Raw genomic sequence first — 25,050 nt, 5'->3', positions numbered from 1 at the left:
AAGTGAATTTACATCCATAAGAAATCATTTTGCTTTGCACCAATTCCTTTCAATCCATACATGAATTGACTACATTTTCACCATGTTAGCCCCACTTTTCAAGCGAAGTTTAATCTTTCTGCTGCTGGTGACACCCCTGATTCCCTGTCGAATGTTGGGAGTAATTGCTCTGCCAGGTGAGTCATTGAGCGATACCTACATAAATGGTGATTGGCACCCCTATCTCATGGGGGAACTCGAAGCATTTCGGCTCCAGGGAGGCTCAGGTGGATGGCCTTATAACAATCGAGATGGCTGGGCCATGACGAGCTACCATGTTGGCCAGGACATCCTCGAATTCCAAACTGTTCGGTCCGATATAGAAGCTTATTCGGATGACAATTACTATGATCATACATCCTCACTCCTGACTGAAACCCAGGTACCCATACTTATGGGTCATCTTCGTCAAACCAGTTCTGGGGCAAATAATATAGAGAACCCTCACCCCTTCGTTTACACCAGTGATAACGGTGTCAATTTCAGTTTTGGGCACAATGGAGATGTATGGAAGGAAGAGGTCCGAGAGCTCATAGGAGATGACTGGTTAGCCCTCCACCCGCCGCAGACCTATGGCGGGGGGCCCTGGGATGGATCAGGCTGGGAAAATGTTGTCGACTCCGAGTTGTTCTTCTTCTGGATCATTAAAAATATTGAGGATGCAGGATCCGTATTTGAGGGCATCCGGCAGGCACTTATTGTTCTGGAGGACCAGCAACCTTTTCAATTGAAAAATTTTCTGCTCTCTGACGGCTCCGATTTATATGCCTATCGTCGGTCGTCCATGAGTGATATTCATTATTTTGATGCCAGCCAGGCTACCAACCTCCCCCCTCATCTTTCTGATAGCAATCATCGTGTTGTCATGAGTACACCCCCCTCAGGCGGCGCAGTATCAGAATTGCCCTGGATTGAACTTCCAGATCGAAACCTTCTGATCTTCCGGGGAGATGGAAGTACTGAAATTCATGCTGATTTTCTTACGACTGAGTTGGCAAGGGATGACATAAAACCAGAGCAATTCAAGGTAAATCAAGCATATCCCAACCCATTTAACAACAGCACCATCATACCGCTACATGCCAATGAGTCAGGCACTTACACCCTTGAAGTGTTCAATATGAGAGGGCAGTTGGTGTTCTCAGAAGCGAATTGGGTTCATGATGGAAGTGTGTATAATTTTCTGTGGTCTGGTCAAGATCACGGGGGGAACGATTTACATTCTGGAAACTATTTCTTTCAAATTAGATCTGGCTCTGAATATGTCTCACGCGGGAAGCTGTTATTGCTCAAATAGACGCTAATCACCTATATACTTGTCTACCGCTCCAACAATATTAAAGACTCCCTCATTATCCACCTGATAGCTAGTATGAACATAATCATTGTCTGAATTCAGTGCATATTCCAAACCATAGGTTTCAGCATTTTTAATAATATCCCTGAGTGCTGTCATGAGGAGAGCCACATCTTCAAGAGTTGAATACAGACCAAAACTGGCCCTTACCATCCCTGCTTTACGCATGAATTCCGGGCTCATATTACCAAAATCTATCTCTCCAAACTCAGCTTCCAGATCATCAGACATCATTTCCTTCACATAGGGGTGGGCGCAGAAACACTGGTTCCTTACTGCAATATTAAAGTAGTCGTTGAGTATGGCAGCCACCAGACCATGATCTACCCCTTTTATGTTGAAGGAAATTGAAGCTGCCCGGGGACAAATTTCAAGATCAGTGCCACCATAAACGATGATTTCTGGCATACCGGCCATTCCCTTAATTGCCTCGACCAGGACTTTGTCTTCTTCCTCCATAAGTGTGTGCATGCCGATACGATCAAGAATTTCTATGGTAGTAGCCAGGGCAATAGCTCCCGGGATATTTGGGGTACCTGCTTCTTCTCGATCAGGAAATGTTTCTTTCACCAGGTAGCGATCTTCCAGGACACGATCTACCATGCCCCCACCCACTTCTTCAGGTTCAATTGACAGGAGATGATCTTTACGCGCCACCACAACCCCTGGCGAACCGGGTGTATAGGTTTTATGCCCGGAAAATACCAGGGCATCGATACAGGCATCCGGATCGTCTGGATAAAACATTTTTGTGGGGAGATGAGCAACACTCTGGGCACCATCCACCATGAGTAGGGCTCCATATTTATGGGCGAGTCGAGCAATATCATGGATGGGATTGATAATCCCGGTCACATTGCTCACTGCGGTAATGGAGACATAACTGACTTTACCAGCACCAGTACGCAGTGCTGCTTCCAATTTAGGCAAACTGATACACATTTGATTTTCATCCAGCCCCTCAACAGGCACATGATACACGTGTTTCATATGCTTACGATGGGGCAAGTCGTTGGAGTGATGTTCCATGATGGAGATGATTGCCGTGTCCTTATCTGGATGTACATCACGGAAGACACGAGCCATCCTATTGATGCCACCTGTGGTTCCTGAGCCAGTGAAGAAACAGGTGTAAATATTCGAATCTGCACCTAGAAAGCTGAGGATCCTTTCATGAGCCCAATCATATGCCGCTGTGGAAATGTGTGCTGAATGGTGGAGTTTGCTATGGGTATTGGAGTAATGGCGCATGAAGTCAGCAGTAATTTGCGCTGTGGGTCGAAGCATAAGTGAGCTGGCTGTGGAGTCCAGATATACTCGTCTGGTCAGCTGCCCCCCTACCGTCTCATATTTGGTATCCAGACCAATAAAGTCTGAGCGAATCATTTCAAGAAGTGCTTTACCGGTTAACGTTTTTCCAGATGATCTCATTCTTGAACTCCCAATGAATTTGCTATGAAATGACCAGATAAGTCATGTCAGAATATACACGGGTACAGACCTGATAAAATATTTCAGTTCATGGACGAAACGCCTAAAAAACAGGAGGCCATCCAATGGACGGCCCCCTATTACTCTATTTATGATGTGATGTCTATTTTAGCAACATCATTTTTACTATTTGCTCTGAACCTGCGGCGTTGATACGGGCAAAATAAATACCTGATTCAACCGTATTGGATGAAGCATCGGTGCCATTCCACTGATAGCTGTAAGTGCCAGGTACAAGTTCTAACTGTACCAGGCTATTCACTTCCTGACCCAAAATATCATAAATTTTCAGAGTCACATAGCTATGGGTGGGTATTCCAAATTCAATCGTAGTCGTAGGATTGAAAGGATTTGGATAGTTCTGCTTCAACTCAAGCGTTTCAGGCATTTTAATGTCTTCTACGCTCAGTACCTGACCTGTGTAGTAACCGGTTCTCTGATTATTCCCACGGGCAGTTGACCAACAGGCACCAACATCTGAAGGTGTTTTCAGATTAATGATGGTCAGATCGTGATCTGTTCCAACAATAATCTCCAGGGTGCCATCAAGGCTCAAATCAGCCACTGTTGGTGTCCCCTGGACAGGTCCAGACATTTCAAGAGGAAACAGGTCCAGACTTGTTCCGTCCTGATGAAAGACAAATAGTTCGCCGGAATTTGAGCCAACTATAATCTCAGGTACATCATCACCATCCAGGTCTGCTATAACAGGCGAGCTGTTGCACGAGCCACCAAGATTTTGTGGCCAGCCTGACAGGGAATTCCCCTGATAATCAAGGATATTGATAGTACCGTCAAGGGCTGTATAAATGATCTCCAGGAATCCATCACCTTCAAAATCACATACTGCAGCAGCAGTACGAATGCTGGCTGAGGACACCTGCTGTATCCAGAGTACGGTTCCATCATTGGCAATTGCATAAAATTTGCCAGCGTCCTGACCGCAAAGAATTTCCAGGGCTCCATCTCCGTCTATGTCGGCAACCACTGGTGATGCAGCAACATTGTTGATTAAATCAACTGGGAATCCATTTAATAAATCACCATTTAAATTGTAAGCAAAAATACTGTCACTCCAGGTTCCCATGACGAAATCTTTACTTCCATCTCCATCCAAATCAGCAATGGCAACTCCTGTGGACATTCTACCCCCATCAACAATGACAGGATAGTTATCCATAGACGTTCCATCATGATGAACAGCCAGAACTTCATAGCTATAGGAGGTTGCTACAATTTCCAAATCGCCATCACCATCCAGATCATCCAGGGCAGGTGTGCCCATGAGATAGCTGGAAGCTTCAACAATAGCGACACCGGAGCCATCGTGTTGGACCACATGGATTTTCCGATCTCTTGAAGTCACTACGATTTCCAAATCGCCATCATTGTCAATATCAGCAACCGCTGGGGCGCCAATGATCCAATTCCCTGTGGCATAAGGAAACCCGGCCAGCTCAGTTCCTTCAAGTGTGAATACATGAACGAGACTGTCAGTTCCACCAACGACAACTTCATTTGTACCGTCGCCATCAAGATCCACGACTGCATTTCCACTCATAATGGGGTGGGAAACAGCAACGGGGAAGTTGGCCTGGAACAAATCAATGCTTACAGTAAGAGGAATAATGACTTCATATGGATCCTCAGTACTTTGATTGGCAACCATTCTCAAATTCAAAATAAAATCTGAGATATCTGGAGCCGCCTCAGAAACAGTGAAGGCAAACTTGTCGGTAAAATTGGTCACGAAATCGCAGGAAACAATCATATCGTAGACACCAATACTATCGGTAACCGTGATATAAGGATTTGAACTTGACAAATAACCGGTTACATCAAACGCACTGACAAAGTCACAATTGTTCTGAATCGTAACCATATATTCGGCTGATTCACCAGGATTCAGTGTGCCATCGCCATCATCTCCCACAATGTTCAAATTTGTAGAAATTGCAGTGAGATTAGGAATATTAAGGGGAGCAACATCGCCAACATAGGCAGTCGTAGCATTCAATACTGTATGATCTGATGCTTGCACAAAAACCACGAGGCGACAATCATCAATGGGAAAAGTCAAAGGGACCTGGAAGTCCACCTGTTCCACTGATTGAACACCTGCTGCCAGGGTAATACTGGTTCCAGAAGAGCTGGGAAACATGTCCCGCATGACATTTTCATGATCTGGATAACCATTGCTGCCCATGTAGTATAAACCATCCTGAACCAACACAACGTGGAGGCTGTGGGTACCATCTGCTCCAGTTTCAGGATCAAGGGTCACCTGCAGGCTTCCAAATCCACTTTGATAGTCAAAATTTCCAGAGAGGGTGATTGCCAAAGGCGCAGTGGTTTGGGCATTGGATAGAATATGATTCTGCCAGGTCGTTGTACTGCCTTCATCATTTTCACCATCAATACACATGTAGGGAACCCAATTTAATCCATAGTAGCTACGTCGGGCGTCGCCATCCGCGCTATTATAATTGTAATATGGGTCAGTTCCCGGCCATGACATATGGTAGTTGATTTGGGTATGTGTCGTAGGATTATTTTGTTGGAACACGTCCAACTGAGCCCCTGCGGGGCCACAGGAAGGTCAGCCAGCGTTTGTGAAATATTCAGCTAAGACCAATCGTTCGGCGGTATGCCCAAGCGCGAATAAGGCAAGAAGTATCATCACTACGCTTGCGAGTCTGTTTTTGATCATAATCTCTCCAAGTTGAATTATGTTTATATGCCTAAGTAAAGCATCCCATAACATATTTAAACGAGGGGGCGTGTGCCACCACAAAGCCCTTCGTAAAAGAAACGTTAGTAAAATTTAATTTTAATAACGAAGACACCTGAAAACAGAGCCAGTTTTTTTGCAAAGAAGGGGATGTCCAAAATGCATGGATTCTTATTTTGTTTGTCGTACCGAGGGTTATGAGTTAGGAGTTAGGAGTTGGGGGTTGGGGTGGAATCAGATATGCAACTGTTAATATTTTAATTGTCTATGATAATCCATTTTCTTCTAAAGCTAATATTAAAGCTTATGATCATCATCCGTCCACACTCTTTCCTCTATTTAGAAGATTTGACACCAGAGAAGTATTTGGTTCGTCTGATAAGTAAGGTGATCGATAATCTGGAACTGGATATGGTTCTTTATAGAATCCCTTCGTGTTGGGTATCAGGCATTTCCTCCCCCTGGTCTTGATAATGTGAATATTGAGTTATAGTGGCTTGCCAGCCCCCAAAATCTGCTGAAACTATGGTCGAAGACAATTCGTTGGAACAGGAAAGAGTTGTTTGCTTGTCTCTGGTGAGCTGACTTTAGCTGATTAGGCTCAGAAATTACATCTTAGATTGGATTTTACATAAATCTGTGGAAATCAGTGTGAATCCGTGGTTAAAAGAAAAGAGACTGCCTCAGGTTCTGAGACAGCCTCTCTAACATATTCGGAACCAAGTTGATGAACTATTTGAGGAGTGTCATCTTGATAACTTGTTCGCCAGTAGCAGTTTGGATGCGCGCAAAGTAAATACCTGCTGCTACCGAATTGCCCCCTTGATCCAGGCTACTCCAGAGTAATGAGTAATTTCCAGGTGCCAGATTTCCATCAATCAATCTGGTCACTTCATGACCACGCACATCAAATATTGACAAGCTTGTTTGTGAAGCTTCTGGAATCCCAAACTCAAGTGAAGTAGTCGGGTTAAAAGGATTTGGGTAATTTTGAGATAATGTCAAAACTCCAGGAGTGATGGGTGCCTCAATAGAGCTCGCTATGTTGTTGGGGAAATATCCAGTTCTTTTATAATTTCCCCGCGAGGTAAACCAATTGGGACCAACCTGGCTGACTTCCGGTATATCAACAATGCTTAGCCCAGCATCCGTTCCAACAATGATTTCCATATTGCCATCGAGATCCAAATCTGCGATTGTAGCTGCACAATGCACACGTGATCCCATGGTCATGGGAAAGTTTGGCAGGAGTGTACCATCAATATTGAAGGCATAGAGGTCGTTGGAATCATCCCCGAGAATGATCTCAGGTATATCATCGCCAGTGATATCCGCGAGAATTGGTGAGCTGTAGCAGGTAGTTGCCAGGGTCTGAGGCCAACCATCCAGCATATTTCCACCATGATCCAGAACACTAACACGACCATCGGGCAAGACGTAAACGGTTTCCATGAGGCCATCCTGGTTATAATCAAAGACTGCCGGTGCAGTCAAAATGGGAACGGCTGCAAGTTGGTGGGTCCATAATACAGCGCCGGACCTAGTCAGGGCGTAAACAATACCGCTTCTTTGACCAGTAATAATCTCCAGGGTTCCGTCCCCGGTAAGATCAGTTATAACAGGAGGTGTTTTAATATCACTTCCCACATCAATGGGGAATCCCGCAAGACTATTACCACTTGCATCAAAGACATGTAAGAAGTCACCCTTGGTACCTACGATGATGTCCTTGGAACCATCGCCATCAATATCGGCAATACCTGCAGCGCCTTCCATCCGTTCACCCTCAATTATTAAAGGGAAGCCTGTCAGAGGAGAGCCATCGTGGTGAATGGCCACGAGGTCGTAACCAAAACCTGCCGTAACAATTTCAAGATCGCCATCACCATCCAGATCATCAATGGCCGGTGTTCCAAGAATATTGTTCACTGCTTGAGATACCAATTCACCAGTTCCATTTGCCTGGACGACATAAATACCGCCACTCAAGGAAGCGAAAACAATTTCCAGACTGCCATCATTATCAATATCCCCAATAGCCGGTGCTGAAGTAATCTTACTATCCGCCATGAATGGGAATCCGGTAAATTCAGATCCGTCCAGCGTTATGACATGGAGCATGCTATCCAGACCACCAAAGACCACCTCCAGGTTTCCATCATTATTGAGGTCTACCACGGCACTTCCACTTACAACACCATACGCGATATCTACTGGAAAGTGATTCTGGAACATATCTATGCTTACCGTAAGGGGTATGGTTGTTTCATAGGGTACAGCACCATCTTGATTGGATGTCAACCGCAGACTGAAAGCCATCTCAGTTATTACAGGAGCATCTTCGGAAATGCTAAAAGCATACATATCAGTTGTGTTGGTGCCAGTATTACAAGATTCGATGGGATCGTAGGATCCTACACTATCGGTAATGGTAACATAGGGGCTGGTGCTGGATAGATAGCCTGTGGTTCCAACTGCCTCAGCCCAATCACACTGGTTTAAAACAGTTACTGCAAAGTTGGTAGATTCGCCAGGATTGAGCTTCCCATCATCATTTTCATCGACAACAAACAACTCCTGAGTCGCACCCAACAATTTTGGAACATTGATAGGGGTCAAGTCTGTGACATCAAAAGTAGCTGCATTTAGAATTGTTTTATCGGAGCTCTGTACGAAGACAACCAGACGGCAATTCTCCATTGCAAAATTTTGAGTTATTTGCAAATCGATAGATATGTTGAATTCAACGCCTGCTTCCAAGCTTATAGGAGTACCTTCAAAACTTGGAAACATGTGGCGCATAACGGCATCATGATCTGGATAACCATTCGATCCCATGAAATATAAACCATCTTCCACCAGAACCACCTGGAGTGTATGATCTCCTTCTGCCCCGGTTTCAGGGGTCAGGGTGACATCCAGATAACCCTCGCCTTGATAATTCATATCGCCTGTGACTGATATAGCCAGAGGAGCAGTGTCCGTGGCATTCTCAGTGATCCGCGCTTCCCAGTCATCTACGTTGAATTCACCAGAGAGACTATTTAAGTCATACATCCCATCGATAGCCGCATAGGGAACCCACATACCACTCTCATTGGGATAGAACTGCATGCGTGCCAATGGATCGATGGTATTATAGGTCCAATAAGGATCACTACCTGGCCAGTACATATGGTAGTGAATAGATGTAAAAGCTGTTTGATTATTTTGTTGGAACACGTCCAACTGAGCCCCATAGGGGCCACATGAAGGTCAGCCAGCGTTTGTGAAGTATTCTAGTAGCACCAGTTTTTCTGCGGTATGACCCATTGCGAACAATGCAAGAAGCACCATCAATACTCTTGCAATTTTGCTTTTAGACATAAATTTCTCCCTTGTTATTAACTCTGATTGCTTGAGTAAAATTTTGACTAAGATAGATAAGCAAAGGGCTTTGTGCCATCACAAAGCCCTTTGTAAAACAATTTTAATAAATGACAGCTCCAGCCATGAGTGACTAGGTTGTTCTTGACAATTTTTTTCGCTCTCCCCTACTCTCGATCAAAGAATACAGGACTGGAACGATGATGAGGGTCAGGAAGGAAGAAACTGCCAGACCAAAGATCAAACTTACTGCCAGGGGTCTCCAGTATTCAGCTCCACCAGCAAGATTCAAACTTAGGGGAATCATACCTGCCAGTGTTGTAACTGTGGTGAGTATGATGGGTCGCAGTCTGTTCCTGCCAGCTTTAACAAGGGCTTCTCGGACCCGCATGCCTCCCCTGCGTAGATCATTGACATAGGCAATGAGCACAATGGCATCATTCACCACCACTCCCATAAGTGCCACTACACCAAAGAAAGCCATAATTCCGAATGGGACCCGGGTGACCATCAGACCAAAGATCACTCCAATAAAGGACAGTGGTATAGCAAGACCGATAATCAGGGGCTGTTTGATGGACTGGAATTGGGCACTGAGGATGATCATAATGATGATGAAACCAATTATCATGGCTCTCCCAAGACTTGCAAACGATTTAGATGCTTCATCTTCAATGCCACCATATTCAACATTGACCCCATTGGGAATGGCTAACGCTTCCAGAAAGGGATCCATACGCCTCCGAATATCCGTGGCATCCACACCCTTTGCCAGGTCACAGGAAACTGAGATATTGCGTTTGAAATCCTGATGTTTAATCAAGGTTTCACTACTACCCAGCTCCAGCGAGGCCACATTTTCAAAAGGGATCATCTGACCCATCTGGTTCATGATGTTCAAATTCCGGATAGCGTCTACAGCATCATCGCCATCGGTCTTCAGTCGAACAACCACAGGAATATCGTCCAGCCCATCCGAGTAGGTTGTGGCTTCCAGGCCGATCATGGCAGCAGCCAGAGTACTGCTAATCTCCTGACTTGATAAACCATAGGTGGCGGCACGATCGTGATCTACAATGGCCTGAAACTCAGTACGCCGAACTCCCAGACTTGACTCCACATTCAAAGCGCCTTCAACTGTGGCAAGATCTCTTTTTATTTGCTCAGCCACAAAACCGATAGCTTCCAGATCATCACCACTCACATCAATAATCACATTGGTGGCAATGGGTGGCCCCTCTGCTATGGTCTGAAGGGTCACATCAACACCTGGAATCCGAGATAATTTTGCATCCATTATTTCCATGAGATCCTCAACGGAATTATCTCGATCTTTGGCATCTATGAGGTCAACGTTGATCTGACCTATTTCTGCGCCCTTGCCTCCCCCTTGAGCCAGACGTACATTCTGCACACCACTCTCACCCACGGTTGAGACAATTCTATCTACTTCATCAAAGCTCAAGAGATATGCTTCAACCTCCTTAACTATGGAATCGGTATAATCGAGCTGGCTACCTGCTGGTGTGTTGATATCCACAATTATTCTGGGTCTCGGTACTTTAGGAAAGATCTGGAGTTTCACCAATTTAGTATCGCTGACAGCAGAAATTCCAACAACTGCTATGGACATGAAGAAAATGACCGTGACACCGGCTATTACCAGCAAGCGGTGATTCAAAGCCCAGTTTACCATGCGGGTATAAAAGCGCTTGCCGATCCACTCGCCACTAAGCATTCCAGCTCGTTTCGTGACTACCATCATTTTTGAAGCCAGCACTGGGATGAGAAAGTGATCCGCTAGAAATGCACCTACCAGTGTAAAAATAACCACTTTGGGAATAACTGATAAAAACTGCCCCATGGTCCCTGACATATAGATAATGGGTGCAAAGGCCACCATAGTTGTCAACACTGACGTCATAATCGGGATGCCCACTTCATCTATGGCTTGAATGGCTGCTGCCTTCCGACTCAGCCCTTCTTCCATGTGTCGATAAGTTGACTCGGCAACAATAATGGCCCCATCAACAACTATACCCAGCACTATAATCAGCCCAAACATGGAAATACCTGTTCTTGCCAGATCAAAAACGTACATCAGCGGGAAAGAAGACATGAGTGCGAAGGGGAGGGCGATGGAAACGATGAGGGCATTTTTAAAACCAATTCCTGCAAAAAGTACAATAATGACAAACAGGATACCCCAGGCTGCATTCTGGTTTAACTGACTGGTTTGTTTTTCGATATCAGTCGCTTGTCTGGCCGTATATTCGTACTCCATTCCTGCTGGAAACTTTGCGGCCAGTTTGTCGACTGCTGCTTCTATTTGTTCCGTGGCTTCCACAATGTGTGCACCGGTTCGTTTTGAAATGAGCAGCGTCACACTATTATGTTGTTGATAGCGTGAGTAACTGCTGGGTTTTTCAAATCCATCGGTGACGGTAGCAACATCACGTATGCGTTTCACATTCCCCGAGGCATCTACGCCCAGGATGGTGTTTTCGATATCGTAGATCTGTGCGTATTTACCCACAGTTCGCACAAAGATATCCTGTCCCTTTAACTCAACGGTGCCGCCAGGGAAATTTATATTACTTTTTTTAAGAGCGAGTAAGATTTGGGGAATACTCAGATTATTAGCCAGCAGTAAATTTGGGTCAATTTCTATGGCTATTTCACGCTCCTCACCGCCAAACATTTCAACTTGATTTACCCCTGAAATCCTGGTGAGTTGATCTTTGACCCGCTCAGCGTGAATACGCAGGTCATGGGGTGAAAAATCACCATAGATATTCAAGATGCTGATGGGTGTATCCGCAAAATCTATGTCCGTCACGGTGACATTGTCAATTTCTTCTCTGAGCTCGGGAATGACTTCATTCACCTTTTCCTTCAAATCATCAATGCTGGACTCAAGATCAGCTTCAGGAGAAAATTTGATGGTGATAAATCCAACATTTTGCATGGCATAGCCAGTGATGTCATCCACATCCTGTAACTGCGCCAGCTTTTCCTCAATGGGTTTGATAATATCTGTTTCAACTTCAGAGGGGGCAGCCCCAATGTAGGTAGCTGAAACAAATGCATAGGGAATTTCAATTGCAGGAACCAATTCCAATGGCAGTATCATGTAGGCTGCAACGCTGGCGATAAATATTCCCAACGAAGCAAACATGGTGGCCTTGGGGTAGTCCAGAGCCTTTTTTGATATTTTCATGAGGTGATCCTTCCCTACTCCACGATATCCAGAAGAACACCATCTTTGACATCATTGTGTCCTTTGACAATGAGTACATCACCAGGGACAACTTCGGCATCAATAAATACTCGTGATCCTGAAAGCGCGCGAATACGGATCTCTTTCCGCACTGCACGACCATCTTTCTCAAGGAATATGAATTTCTTGGTTCCATCATCCTGGATCAGATTGAGGGGTAGCACCAAAGCTTTTTCATAGTATTCCTGTACAATACGGACATCGCCAACCAGACCCAATTTCATACCACTCATATCGCCTGACATTCGAACTTCAACATCAAAATTGTTGGACATGTTTTTGGGAGCCATGCCAATACGGAGCACGGCTCCCTCAAATATCCGATCCGGGAAGGTTTTAAATTTGATCTGGGCAAACTGGCCATTTCTGATTTGACCTATGCGTGCCTCTGGGACGGGAACAATGAGCTTTAGATGCCTCATATCAGCTAATACCATGGGTGGCTGCATGGCACCACCTGGAGATACCAGATCACCGATATTCAAATTCTTAGCCACAATCCAGCCACTGAATGGTGCTCTCAAAATAGTATTGTCCATTGAATTCTTAGCCTGTGTATAGGCAGCTCTGGCATTATCCAGACCGATTCTTGCCATTTCAAATTGATCAGATGAAATCACATTGGACTTAAACAGGGATTGGGAACTTTCAAGATCACGTTTGGCTTTTTCGTACATGGATTTAGCCTGGGCATACATGGTAGAATACACATCGGTCTTGATGCCTGCCAGACGTTGATCCTTAAAAACATAATCACCCACATTTGCCCAAACCGTATCCACTTGACCTGCAGATTGGAATAAGAGATTGACCTGATGCTCCGATACAACACGACCAATACTGTGGAAATCAATTTGAAAGGGTTGATATCTAACCGTATCCAGTGCAACGGGTACTTTTGTCTCTATAATTTCTTTTGCTTCCTGCTGACCCCCGCAATTAGCCAGGAACGTCAAACTTGCTGAGATAAGTAGTATGGGTAAATATGTCCTAATCGATTTCATTATTCTTCTCCAAGGGCACGTGCCAATGAAGCACGAGCGCTGTTATATTCAAAATATGCCTGATAAAGACCAAGTTCTGCCTGGTCACTGGCGTTTTGGGCATCTAAAACCTGCAGTTGGCTGGCCATGCCCTGTTGAAAGAGGCTTTGTGCCATATCAACACCCTTGTGTGCCTGCTTCACACCTTTTAATCCAGCATCAACTTTTCGGGCAGACTCCTGGATGCTCAGGTAAATACTTTTTAATTCAAGGAGTAAATTCTCCTTCATATCATGCTGCTGATATTCAGATTTCCTGTGGTCCGCTTTGGCTTTCTGTACCCTGGCAGTTGAACCAAATCCATTAAAAATTGGCATGTTTACACCCACAGCCAGGGATGAGGATTCATTAAAATTGGCGTCAGCAAATCCATTGTCATTATATGATTTCATCTCCTGGTAAGAGCCTGTTAATGCAACAGAGGGCATAAATTCAGCCTTGACCATGAGGATATTTTCTTTCATCAATCTGACATTGGCTTCCAGTTGTGAAAGCAGGGGCTGATTGGATAGCAGTTTCCGCTCCAATTCATCCAAATCCAGATCACTCTCAATCTCGGTCCGCAGTTTTCCCTGCGTCACAATTTCCTGATCTATATCAAGTCCACAACTGCGTTTTAACCCGGCATAGGCCAACGCTTTCATCTTGCGAGCATTGCTGACCATGGTGGTCTGATTTGCCACCTGGACATCCGCCCGAATCACATCAAACTCTGCTATCTTGCCCTGTTCATAGAGTGCAGTCACATTTGCCAGATTTCGTTTCATGACCTCCAATGAGTTCTGCATGACAGACACCATTCTATCGGCCAGCAAAACACCATAATAAGCCTTTTTGGTGTTCTCAATCACAGCGAGACGGGTGACATCAACTGCAGAAGTTGCCAGATCCCCGTAAACATTGGCACCTCGGATTGCAGCAATAACACGCCCCTCAAACAGGGGTTGAGTCAGACTGAGACCGTAGACCATGGTATTATCTGATCCAAACGCTATCTCAAGCGGAACCATCTGGATGCCGGTCATTTGCAAATTCTGCCCAGGCACTGCAATACCATCAGCTCCAATGAAGGGAACCGGATTACCGAATTTATCGGTTAGCGCAACGGGGTTCCCGCTGGCATTTATAACTCCAAAGGGGACTGGGAATGACAATGGCTGAGCACCAATGGCAAAGCTATGGGATACTTGACCAAAAGCTGAGACTACCGGGAGGGCTGACGAAAAGGCTTCCTTGCGTTGTGCCTTTGCCTTGAGGAGATCCTCTTTGGAATTCTGCATTTGGACATTGTTCTTCAATGCTAATTTGACGGCCTGGTCAATATCCAGCTCCATAGTTTCAGCATTCACTGAAATTATCAAACTGAAGCTGACGATCAGCGTCAGCATATATTTATTCATGATTTGGCTCCATTTAAAAAAATATCCATAATTTCATCGGCGTACATTTCATCCACCTGCATGTCACCTGCATTAAGTGAACGGACCTGTGCGTGGATCATCCCACTCAAATAGCTGGCATAGTGCTGTGCATTTCCTGGACGCAATTGACCTGCATCTATGGCAGCCTGCATTTCGATAGTCACCAACTTTTTTAAATCCTGAAAGCGATCAAAGACTTGTGCACTGCAGGCATGATTCATCAACACCTGATGATTTGTCATAATCACATTCATAAAATCGGTATTGCTTCGATAGTAGTTAAATTGAGAATTTGCAATGAGGCGAATTCGCTCGAGAGGATCCCAAACTGAAGACAGTTGATCGTATAGGAAATCCAGTACATTCCCCACAGCATAGTCAAATGCTGAAAGTAGTAGATCATCCTTATTCTCAAAATAATTATAGAGGGTACCTTTGCCAAACTCAGCCAGAGCAGCGACATCCTCAAGTTTTGTTTCAGCAAATCCTTTTTGGGCGAAGAGATGAACGGCAGCTTTCAGGATGTCTTCCTTATTGCGGAGCTTGTCTCTTTCCTTGCGACTTAAAACGGTATTTTTTGAACTATTATTCATAATATGACTCCTGGGTCACAAATAAGTCTTGTGGGTCATAATAGCAAGAGGCTTTGTTCTTTTTTTGAAACTATTTTGAACTTCAACTGACATACGGGTGGTCAAGGCATGAGATTTGAATATCTTTCTGGCCATGATAAATATTATTACCAGCGAAAGATTCCTACAACACGATACGGGTTTCGGTCACCCCGAACGGCCCGAGCGGTTATCAGCCTGCACAGATGGAATACGGAGAAGTGATTCCCTGGACCAGATAAAATGGATTGAACCACGCAGAGCCAATGTTGACGAGATAAAGCTAGTTCACACCCCTGCTCACATTCTTAATGTGCGGAATACCGCCGAACGAGGTGGTTTCAGTCTGGATCCAGACACCACGGTAAGCCCGGAGAGTTATGATATCGCTCTCCAAAGCACTGGTGCCTGGTTGGATGGAGTTGATCGGATTGTGGGCCACAAGGAATCTTCATTTGTGGTATCCCGTCCGCCGGGACACCATGCTGAGCGTGACCATGCCATGGGATTCTGTCTCTTTAACAATTGTGCTATCGCAGCCAATTATGCCATGACTGTCAGAGGTGTCAATCGAGTAGCGGTTCTGGATTGGGATGTGCATCATGGGAATGGAACCCAGCATATTCTGGAAACTGATCCCAATCTGGCTTATTGTTCACTCCATCAGTGGCCCTACTATCCAGGGACTGGCGCTGATCATGAAACCGGTAATTTCAACAATGTTTTGAATATCCCCCTTTCCATGGGTTCTGGTAAATACGAATATTTCGACGCATTTGATAAACAGGTATTGCCTTTCTTGAAAAGCTGGGAACCTGAATTATTGATCATTAGTGCTGGATTTGATGCCAGTAAAAATGATCCCCTGGGTGGCATGTTGCTCCTCCCTGAACATTTTGCCGAGTTTACCCGTTACTGTCTGGATATCACGCCCCATCTACTAGTCGGTCTTGAAGGAGGTTATGATCTCAAAGATCTTGCTGATTGTTCTCGAGCCGTTGCTGAAGTGCTTATTGAACGTGAGCGGGAATGAAGAATTAACCCGATACCAGGTGACCAGTCTTCTCGAGCGTAGCGCGGCGATCTCGGCCAATACCCAATCCATGAATTCGGAGATTGCCGCAGTCGTTATCACTCCTTCGCAATGACGACCAGAGATAGCATAAGCTAAAGCAGGAATTAGGTAAGAAAAATATGCTAGATACTAGAAGACAGGCGGGGCGCGTACTGGGAAAACTGCAAATTTCCTCAGGAGGACGTCTTTTAAAAATGATTGGGGCTGCACTTTTTGCAGCTGTGATCGCCTTCGTCCCCTCCTATTCCGGTTTAGAACCCGCGGCCATGTGGACGCTCTTTATCCTCATTTTTGCAGCAGGGCTATGGATGACAGAGGCCATTCCCGCATTCGCAGTGGCCATACTCATCATTGGGCTGGAAATTCTCATTCTCGGAAAACCAGGTGGTGTGTATGCCACTGGTCCCAAGGATTGGCAGATGTTTGTGAATCCCTGGTCCAGTCCCATTATGTGGCTCTTTCTGGGTGGCTTTGTGTTAGGCCAGGCGGCTCAAACCACTGGTCTGGATCGGATGATGGCTCGATTTGTTTTAAAATGGTTTGGGTCTCGTCCCTCCAATGTGCTGCTGGGAGCCATGGGTTTGACCTTCATCTTTTCCATGTTTATGTCCAACACGGCAACTACGGCTATGATGATGTCAGTGATGGCGCCGGTCATTGCCGGGATCGACAAAAAAGATCCCTTCGTCAAGGTCCTGCTCCTTGGTGTACCCTTCGCTGCCAATGTGGGTGGCATGGGAACCATTATTGGAAGTCCCCCCAATGCAATCGTTGCAGGTTTGCTACAGGAATCTCACAATATCAGCTTTATTGATTGGATGATGTTGGGACTTCCCCCGGCCATCGTCCTGTTTTTTATTGCCTGGTTCTATTTACGATTTGCCCACCCCTCAAATTCTGAAACCCTGGATCTCCGTGGACTGGAATGGGAAACCAGAACAGGTTCCTTGCTGCCCATGTGGAAACGTATCCTGGTATTCCCCGTGTTTATGCTGACTGTATTATTGTGGATGACCAGCTCCTTACATGGAATGCCCACCGCTGTGGTTTCATTTATACCCATCACCGTATTCGCTGTTGCCGGTATTTTGAATGTGGCTGAAGTGAGACGCCTGCAATGGGATGTGTTGATGCTCATGGCTGGCGGTCTGTCCCTTGGTGTGGCAATTCAAAAAAGTGGTCTGGCCACCTGGGTGCTGGGTCTCATCCCCATGGATAGCATGGGTTTGCTGGCCATTGCTTTTGTATTGGCCTATGTAACAACCTTGCTATCAAATTTCATGAGCAATACTGCCGCCACAAATATCCTGGCTCCTCTGGGTATTGCTGTGGCTGTTGGATTTGAACCCATCGTGGTCATCCCATTAGCCCTGGGTGCATCCTCAGCCATGTGTTTGCCCATCTCCACCCCGCCAAACGCCATTGCCTTCGCAACAGGTGATCTGAAAACCACTGATTTTGTTAGAGGTGGTCTTTTAATGGGGATACTTGGACCTGTTCTGGGTGTGGTCTGGGTCTTCTGGATGCTGGGATAGCTGGCATATAAAAAAGGGCGGATCGTAATCCGCCCCTACATGATTGCTTACACAATTATTACTAGTTATCTAGTCAATGAAGGTGATATCCAGGGGTATCTTTACCCATTGGGCTTTTAACTCTGCTCCTTCGGGAACTGCAACCCATTTTGTCTTCATCCATTTATCTAGAACACTATAATTCACCGCAACCCATTCTTCGCTATTGGTATTTGAACCACGAACTGCTTCGAATTCACCCTGGTCATTGATATAGAATTCGTAATATATCTTAGTTGCTTTTTCCCTGGCATCTGGACCGCCGATTTTAATGGGAATTTTTTGGAGCACATCAACAGGTCTTAGCCCTACTCCAGCATCTACGGATTTCTCTGCATCCAGTTCAAACCCAATCCCCATTTCCATGGTAGCAGAGATGGGTTCACCACCTTTGGATGCTGGAATCCATTCAGTAGATTTGAGGGCAACGATGGCTGCCTGTTTGAGTGCTTCATGGTCAGGTCCACTCTTCACAATCGGGTCAATGAGATTGCCTTTTTTATCAATGGTAAATTGCATGGTAAGTGTACCAGTAATACCATCTTTTCTGGCCTGCTCCGGATAGATAATATTTTGACTAATGGCTTTAAAATTTTTTGGACGAGGCGAGACATCCCAATCTCGCGTACCTATGGTATTTGCTGTAGTAATTGAATGTCCCTCTCCACCAACCTTTAGCCTGAAAACGATGGGCATAGCTATTCGAACTGCAACTGGAGACCCATCCTGTTGTGCAGGTAACCATTCTGTTGCCATGACTGCATCCAACGCGGCCGAATCAAGTGATGCATCACCTGCACTTTTGAGTACTATTGAGGCTTCTGCCTTACCTTGGGCACTGATGGTTACTTGAACGATGGTCGTTCCACCAATTCCGGTTTCTCTGGCTAATTCTGGGTAGTGGACATTTTCTTGAACTGCCGCATACCCTCCAACTGGTTCTGGTGGGACATCAAATGTTGCAATAATTACATTGTCTTCAAGACGAGGTGGAGTCTCAGTAGGTACTTCAGTTGCCTCTTGCTCACGTTGAATCTCTAAATGAAGGACTTCTTCACCCTTTATAAGCACAATCCGTGATTTTGAGATTGAGGAAACTGTGTATCCCTCTATTTCAGCTCCTTCACCATAAATATCCTCATTGATAATCGCGTAAGGCTTCTCCCTATCCCAAATGAGTCCATTTATAACAAATTCTCCACTTCCATTCGCAATTGAATTTGAATTGTTAATCACATTTTCTGAGTCCTGAGAACATGCGATAATCACTGCCAAGCTGATAACCACCAGGATCAACAGCATATGATATATTCTTAATTTCCCCTTCATGTCTCCCCTCTTTTCTTTGATGTATCTAAAGCGTTTAATGATACTGCTATCACTCATGAAAAAGCCACCAGCCAGGACGGGCACTGCTCTTTCACCCTTCTCTAAGGATAGCTGTCTGAAAAGCTGTTCTCCATAGGCTCCACGGTCTGCACTGGATAGCTCAATGGCTTCATCATCGCAAATTTTCTCCCGTTCCAGATCGATTTGATCGTTTACCAGCCAAATTACTGGATGAAAGAAGTACAGCGTTTTAACAATGGCCTGGAGATAAATGACCAGGATATCAAGACGTCGTACATGGGTGAGTTCATGAGCCAGGACACTTTGTTTTTCATCACGTGTCCAGGATTGGTATTCCTGGGGCAAATAAATGCGGACATTCCACAGTCCCTGCATCAGAGGGGATTGAATTTTCTCATTTATATATAGATGGATGTGTTGTGTTAATCCCAGGTCAGTTTTCATCTCCTCGAACCAGGCTTCTGGGGTCACCTCTTCAGCCATTCGCATGCGTTTTCGATGTGCATATTCTGCCAGAAAGAGCTTCATTCCCAGCAATAGAACCCCCAAACCCCAGAGTGTGGCAAGTATGGTGTTGACGGAAATACTACTGGTTGAAGAAACAGTCGTTTCCTGGATGAATTGTCCAGTGATAACTGGAGAAAGTAAAACCACCGGTATTTGCTGTGATTGCAGCGTAATATTAATCGGGATCAATGCTTTGATCAGGATGACCACCCAAAGGATGTAGGCAAAATTTGGATAGGCTTTAATGCTTAATCTGCTTAGAGGCCAGACGATGATGGATAAAACGAGAATTTGCCATGACGATTGAATCAGGATATGAATCAGTTGGTCAATCATGGTCTTCTCCTTTCTCCAATATGTCTTTTATCTTTTGGAGATCGTCTGGATTCAGGGACTTGTTTTTGAGGAGATAGGCAGCCAGGCTTGACCCTGAGCCCTGGAAAACCCGCTCGATAAAGCTATTGGTAGCGCCATCCACGACCTCTTCCCTGGGCACCTGGGTGGTGTAGAAATTCACCATCCCAATTTTTTCCTTGGCCAGATAGCCCTTGTCCACCAAGCGCTCCAAATAGGTTTGGATGGTGGTATAAGCCCGCTGGGCCTCTTCTGGCATTGACTCCATGACCTCACGCGCCGAAGCTTTGTCATTGATCCACAGGTGATTCATGATGAGCCACTCAAATTGACTTAATGCATCCAGACTTGTCTTACTACTCATATCGCCACCCTCCTACGTTTGTAGTAATATATGAATGATTTACATTCTTCAAAGTGTTTTTCTATCTAAGGCAATAAGCACTGGAAAAATAATTTTTGTTAAACCATCAAGCCTATGGCGCTGGTTCAGAGGTGTAAAATTACTGCTTTAGAAATAATACTTCTGATATTTTCTTGATTCGATCTTTGATGAAATCATCAATGCTGGGGGAGATCGAATCGGTAGCTGCCCTTTTATAGTACTCCAGGGCTACCGATTTATCCTCGTAATAACTATCATATGCATCTGCTAAAAAATAGTTGAGGAGTAATGAATTTGGATTCAGCTCTAAAGCCTTTTTATAGAACTCAATGGCATTTGGAAAATCTTCTCTTGATGAATAAATACTACCCATGCTATGATACAGGTCCATCAAATAATTTGGCTGTAAGCGTTCTATCGACTCTTTATAGGACTCGATAGCCGCATCATATTGCTTCTCGCTCTCATAGCATTTACCAATGTAATAATAAGTGGCTGCATCTGTGTCACCCATAGCAAGCGCTTCTTGAAAAAGTTCTAGTGCCCGTGGGTAAGCCGCAATCGTGTAGTAGGCATATCCCATTCTTTTAAAAACATCCTCAGACTTGAATCCAGAAAGCCATAGTCTATTGTAGAATGGGATCGCCAGTATATACTCTTTCTTCTTAAAGTGAATATCGGCTGTTAGTAACATGAATTTGGTGGAGCTGCGTGTCTTCCTATCTGCCTTATCGATGAGATCTAATGCTTGGTCTAGATGGTTCTGGGAATATTCATGTCGAGCAAAGTCATATATAATATTCGCGTTATCTGGAGATAACCGAAGTGCCTGTTCATAGTGATGCGATGCCAGTTCAGGTTCACCCGTATTCATAAAGCACTTCGCCAACATTCTCTGGCTGGAAAAATCCTGTGGATAGTGGGAGATAATAGTTTTGTATAGATTACTTGCGGCACCATATTCACCAGATTCATAGGTGATTTTAGCATAGGGACGAACAATAGAAATATCTGTTGAATCTTTCAGAAACAAACGCTGGTACACCTCTCGGGCTTTTGTTGTATATCCTATTTCTTTTAGGATAGTTGCATATCGATAGCCAATTTCGGTTGATTGGGGATCAAGATTGTATGCCTCCTCAAACACTTGTAAAGCCTTGATTGTTTGCCCCATATAAAACAATGCACTTGCCTGAAAAGCCATAGCGGATGCATCCGTACTATCGATGGAGAGCAATTTCTCTGTCTCAAGGATTACATACTCATAATCTCGTGCGAACAATTTTTCAAGCAAGGTGCTCTCAATTTCGCTCGTTGTTGCATGAATACTAATGGCTGATAGAGTTAGTACGAATAATAGTCTTGACAATTCCCCCTCCTCACGACTTACCTGCTCAAGTGCAGGTGGTAGTTCCGATCACATTCTCGCAGTAATAATGGACAGTAAAAGCTTAGGTCCTTTTGTTTCTATATTTTGTAATAAAATAGCTTACAGATTCAAGGAAGCAATCCTATTCTACTACTTGTGTAGTAGAATAGTGTCTTGGATGGTTTTGAGAAACAATGGGACCACAATTACATTTGCTTAGATCGTAGGCATACTCATCTCTGAAAAACAGCGGTGTGTACGAGATGAACAAGTGATGAATAGCTCTCATCCGTGGCATTTGACATGCCCATCTCACAGGTCCTTGATGTGGAGTAATGGCCATTTACACCCTGGTGAGTGCGAACCTGAGTGGCTTCATCCCGGGTTGCATGCTCGGTGAGTTCTGGCACCAGAAAACCTCGATCTCCGGCAAACCCGCAGCACCCCACATCCTCAGGGATAACGGTTTCTTCTGCACAAGCCTGGCCAATCGACAGCATTTTGCCTTCCAGACCCATTTTCCGTGATGAACAAGTTGGATGTAAAATAATTTTATCCGTTTTGAATTTTAGATCCAGACGTGGGATGATCGCATCATTTAAATAAGCGATCACATCAATTATTCTGAGAGCTTTCCAGTGCTCCAAATGCTCACCTTCAAGGATTGTATCATAATGCAGCATTTTGTAGGTACAGGGCGAGGTATCCACCACAATGGGCAACTTGCCATGTTGAGAGGTCTTCCACAGGGAACGTACCGTATTTTCGGCCATGAGTTTGTAAGCTTTATCAAAACCCTTGGATGAATAAGGGGTTCCACAGCAAAGGTCTTCCAGATGGTCTGGATAAATCGGATGTATACCTGCCTCCTGTAAAAGTTGAATAAAGGCTTCTGCAGTACTCAATTTGTTGGTTTCGCCAGGAGTTTTGTTCATCCCTCGATTGAGACAAGAAGCGAAGTAAACCATTTCTTCTTTTTCTTCAGAATTCTTAATCCTGATCACTGGCAATCCTTTTCCACCAGTTGGCATGAATTTGTGCCAGACGGGAATTCTGCCCCCACTCCATCGATGAAGTTTCATGGAGAAGGACACAATTCTTTGGCTACCTGCAAACCTGGCAATGGGAGTCACCAGATTGAGACCCAGCCTGATCATCTCCACCACAAAACTAAAATACTTTACTGTCCACCAGGCAATCCGACGACTGATTAAACCGTGACTCTCTTTTCTGAAGTGACGGGTTAAATCTCCAGTATCTATTTTTACCGGACATCCCAGGGCGCATAAACCGTCCACCGCACAAGTGTCAACACTCTCAAAGGCATAGTCCTTAAGCAGAACCTGAGCTGTTTCCCGATCCGTAAAATCGCCCCCCTGCAGATATTGAATTTCACGCCAGGTGGCAATGCGCTGACGGGGTGTCATGCTCACGTCTTTTGAAGGACACCAGGTTTCACAAAACCCACATTCAATGCATTTGTCAACCACAGCTTCTACGCTTGGTGTCGGTTTGATATTTTTGAGATAGATATCAGGATCGTCACTGATGATAACCCCTGGATTTAAAAGTAAATCCGGATCAATGAGCGCTTTAAGATCCTGCATTATTGCTACTGCAACCTCTCCCCACTCTGTTTCAAGAAATGGCGCCATATTGCGACCAGTGCCATGTTCAGCCTTCAATGCACCATCGTAGGTGCCTACGGTCATATGGACGACATCCTTGATAAAATTTTCATACTGATCTATGCCAGCAGCATCAGCAAAGGTTTGAGAGATGACAAAATGGAGGTTCCCATCCTTCGCATGACCAAAAATGATGGCATCTGTATAGCCATGTTTTTTGAACAGTCCCTGAAGTTCCAGCGTTGCATCAGCCAGATCTTTTAAGCGGAAACAGACATCCTCAATTATAACAGTGGTTCCAGATTTCCTTACGGCGCCAACTGAGGGCAGCAGGCCCTTTCGAATTTTCCAGTATAGTAAACGGGTTGTTTCATCCTGTGTGAATTTGGCTGGATGTATCAATTTTGCTTTCTTCAGAGATTTGAGACCTGCTTCAACCTTCCTGGATAATTCCTGGACATCTCGTGCTTGAAATTCACAGAGCAAAGCAGCAGACGCTTCAGGGAGGCTTTTAATTTCTTCAGGCATTCCCGGTTCATCCTGAATGGATCTGAGCGCTGCCCTATCCATGAGTTCCAGAGCCTGAGCCCCAGCCTCTTCCAGAGGGATGACTGTCTCTGTACCTGACCGGATATCTTTGAAAAAGAGTAAGGCAGCAGATTTATGGGGATGGTCCTCAAGCGTTTTCAGACGGACTTTTGATATGAATCCCAGTGTTCCTTCGGAGCCCACCAACAGGTGACTCAGTATATCAATCGGTTTTTCATAGTCGATGAGAGCGTTCAGAGAATATCCCTGGGTGTTCTTGCGAGTATATTTATCTCTCACACGTTTATAGAGTTTCTTGTCAGCGAGGACACGCTGCCTGAGATTCTGTAGACCCTGATGAATTTCAGGCGCCTGCTTTAAGAGTTTGTCATCACTATTTTTATCCAGGGTATCATAGGTCTGGCCATTGGGTAGTATAAATCGCACTGAATCCATGGTATGATAGGCATTATCCTTGACACCACAGCACATCCCACTGGCATTATTGGCAATGATTCCACCAATCATGCAGGCATCCAGGGAGGCGGGATCCGGTCCAATTTTACGACCATATGGTGCCAGCCGTCGATTGACCTGTCCTCCAATCAAGCCAGGCTCCAGGTGAATGGTTCCCTGCTCTTCATCGAAGAAAAATTCCTGCCAATTCCTGCTCACTTCCACCAGAATGCCATCCGTGATGGACTGGCCTGAGAGAGAGGTTCCGGCGGCTCTGAATACGAGGGGTATCTTGGTTTTTTGAGAATATGCAAAGAGGTCGATGATTTCTTTTTCATTCGCCGGTTGTACAACAGCTTTTGGAATCAGTCGATAAAAGCTGGCATCTCTGGCAAAACTATGACGATCGATTAGTCGTGTCTTTATCCGACCCTTTGGCAGGATGGTTTGTAATATATCCAGCGTAGGTATATCAGATTCCATCA

Annotated in this window: 14 protein-coding genes; 3 read left to right on the top strand and 11 right to left on the bottom strand. The window is 45.0% G+C overall.

Features of this window, described 5'->3' with window-relative positions; all coding sequences use genetic code 11:
* Nucleotides 1–82: 82 nt before the first annotated feature.
* Nucleotides 83–1,336 carry a T9SS type A sorting domain-containing protein gene (locus ISR87_03585; protein ID MBL7024513.1) on the top strand — a complete coding sequence of 418 codons (1,254 nt, stop codon included), beginning with the start codon at nucleotides 83–85 and terminating at the stop codon, nucleotides 1,334–1,336.
* Nucleotides 1,337–1,339: 3 nt separating this feature from the next.
* Here ISR87_03585 and ISR87_03580 read toward each other — a convergent pair whose 3' ends face one another.
* From ISR87_03580 to ISR87_03550, 7 genes are all read right to left on the bottom strand, one after another.
* Entirely contained in the window at nucleotides 1,340–2,827 is a 1,488-nt protein-coding gene (locus ISR87_03580) for an aminotransferase class V-fold PLP-dependent enzyme (protein MBL7024512.1), read from the bottom strand.
* Between the two features lie 163 nt (nucleotides 2,828–2,990).
* Nucleotides 2,991–5,459, bottom strand: a complete 2,469-nt coding sequence (locus ISR87_03575; GenBank protein MBL7024511.1) for a VCBS repeat-containing protein — start codon at nucleotides 5,457–5,459, stop codon at nucleotides 2,991–2,993.
* A gap of 891 nt (nucleotides 5,460–6,350) precedes the next feature.
* Complete coding sequence (locus tag ISR87_03570) at nucleotides 6,351–8,846, bottom strand: VCBS repeat-containing protein (GenBank protein MBL7024510.1); 2,496 nt, start codon at nucleotides 8,844–8,846, stop codon at nucleotides 6,351–6,353.
* Between the two features lie 271 nt (nucleotides 8,847–9,117).
* Complete coding sequence (locus ISR87_03565) at nucleotides 9,118–12,204, bottom strand: efflux RND transporter permease subunit (protein ID MBL7024509.1); 3,087 nt, start codon at nucleotides 12,202–12,204, stop codon at nucleotides 9,118–9,120.
* Nucleotides 12,205–12,218: 14 nt separating this feature from the next.
* Complete coding sequence (locus tag ISR87_03560) at nucleotides 12,219–13,268, bottom strand: efflux RND transporter periplasmic adaptor subunit (GenBank protein ID MBL7024508.1); 1,050 nt, start codon at nucleotides 13,266–13,268, stop codon at nucleotides 12,219–12,221.
* Nucleotides 13,268–14,707: a TolC family protein gene (locus ISR87_03555; protein ID MBL7024507.1), complete on the bottom strand. Its 1,440-nt coding sequence runs from the start codon at nucleotides 14,705–14,707 to the stop codon at nucleotides 13,268–13,270. Before ISR87_03555 ends, ISR87_03560 begins: the two co-directional genes overlap by 1 nt.
* On the bottom strand, nucleotides 14,704–15,321 hold the full coding sequence (locus tag ISR87_03550) for a TetR/AcrR family transcriptional regulator (GenBank protein ID MBL7024506.1): 618 nt from the start codon (nucleotides 15,319–15,321) through the stop codon (nucleotides 14,704–14,706). The genes ISR87_03555 and ISR87_03550 overlap by 4 nt, the downstream gene beginning before the upstream one ends.
* A 133-nt stretch (nucleotides 15,322–15,454) precedes the next feature.
* On the opposite strand from ISR87_03550, the gene ISR87_03545 reads away from it, so the two are divergent.
* Together ISR87_03545 and ISR87_03540 are read left to right on the top strand one after the other, a co-directional pair.
* Nucleotides 15,455–16,372 (top strand): histone deacetylase, encoded by a 918-nt coding sequence (locus tag ISR87_03545; GenBank protein MBL7024505.1) that lies wholly within the window; start codon nucleotides 15,455–15,457, stop codon nucleotides 16,370–16,372.
* A 161-nt stretch (nucleotides 16,373–16,533) separates the two neighbouring features.
* The gene (locus ISR87_03540; GenBank protein ID MBL7024504.1) at nucleotides 16,534–17,949 is read left to right on the top strand and encodes a DASS family sodium-coupled anion symporter; all 1,416 of its coding nucleotides are present in this window, start codon (nucleotides 16,534–16,536) and stop codon (nucleotides 17,947–17,949) included.
* Between the two features lie 69 nt (nucleotides 17,950–18,018).
* On the opposite strand, the gene ISR87_03535 is transcribed toward ISR87_03540, so the two are convergent.
* The 4 genes from ISR87_03535 to ISR87_03520 all read right to left on the bottom strand — a co-directional run bounded on the left by ISR87_03535 (nucleotide 18,019) and on the right by ISR87_03520 (nucleotide 25,048).
* Nucleotides 18,019–20,181: a M56 family metallopeptidase gene (locus tag ISR87_03535; GenBank protein MBL7024503.1), complete on the bottom strand. Its 2,163-nt coding sequence runs from the start codon at nucleotides 20,179–20,181 to the stop codon at nucleotides 18,019–18,021.
* Nucleotides 20,174–20,563, bottom strand: coding sequence for a BlaI/MecI/CopY family transcriptional regulator (locus tag ISR87_03530; protein MBL7024502.1), 390 nt, complete (start codon nucleotides 20,561–20,563; stop codon nucleotides 20,174–20,176). Before ISR87_03530 ends, ISR87_03535 begins: the two co-directional genes overlap by 8 nt.
* A 139-nt stretch (nucleotides 20,564–20,702) precedes the next feature.
* On the bottom strand, nucleotides 20,703–21,953 hold the full coding sequence (locus ISR87_03525) for a tetratricopeptide repeat protein (GenBank protein ID MBL7024501.1): 1,251 nt from the start codon (nucleotides 21,951–21,953) through the stop codon (nucleotides 20,703–20,705).
* Between the two features lie 233 nt (nucleotides 21,954–22,186).
* The gene (locus tag ISR87_03520) at nucleotides 22,187–25,048 is read right to left on the bottom strand and encodes an FAD-binding oxidoreductase (GenBank protein ID MBL7024500.1); all 2,862 of its coding nucleotides are present in this window, start codon (nucleotides 25,046–25,048) and stop codon (nucleotides 22,187–22,189) included.
* Nucleotides 25,049–25,050 lie beyond the last annotated feature (2 nt).

The organism is Candidatus Neomarinimicrobiota bacterium (genome assembly GCA_016784545.1).
In the GTDB taxonomy this organism is placed as follows: Bacteria; Fidelibacterota; UBA8477; order UBA8477; family JABMPR01; genus JABMPR01.
This window is presented reverse-complemented; position numbering and strand designations above follow the sequence as displayed.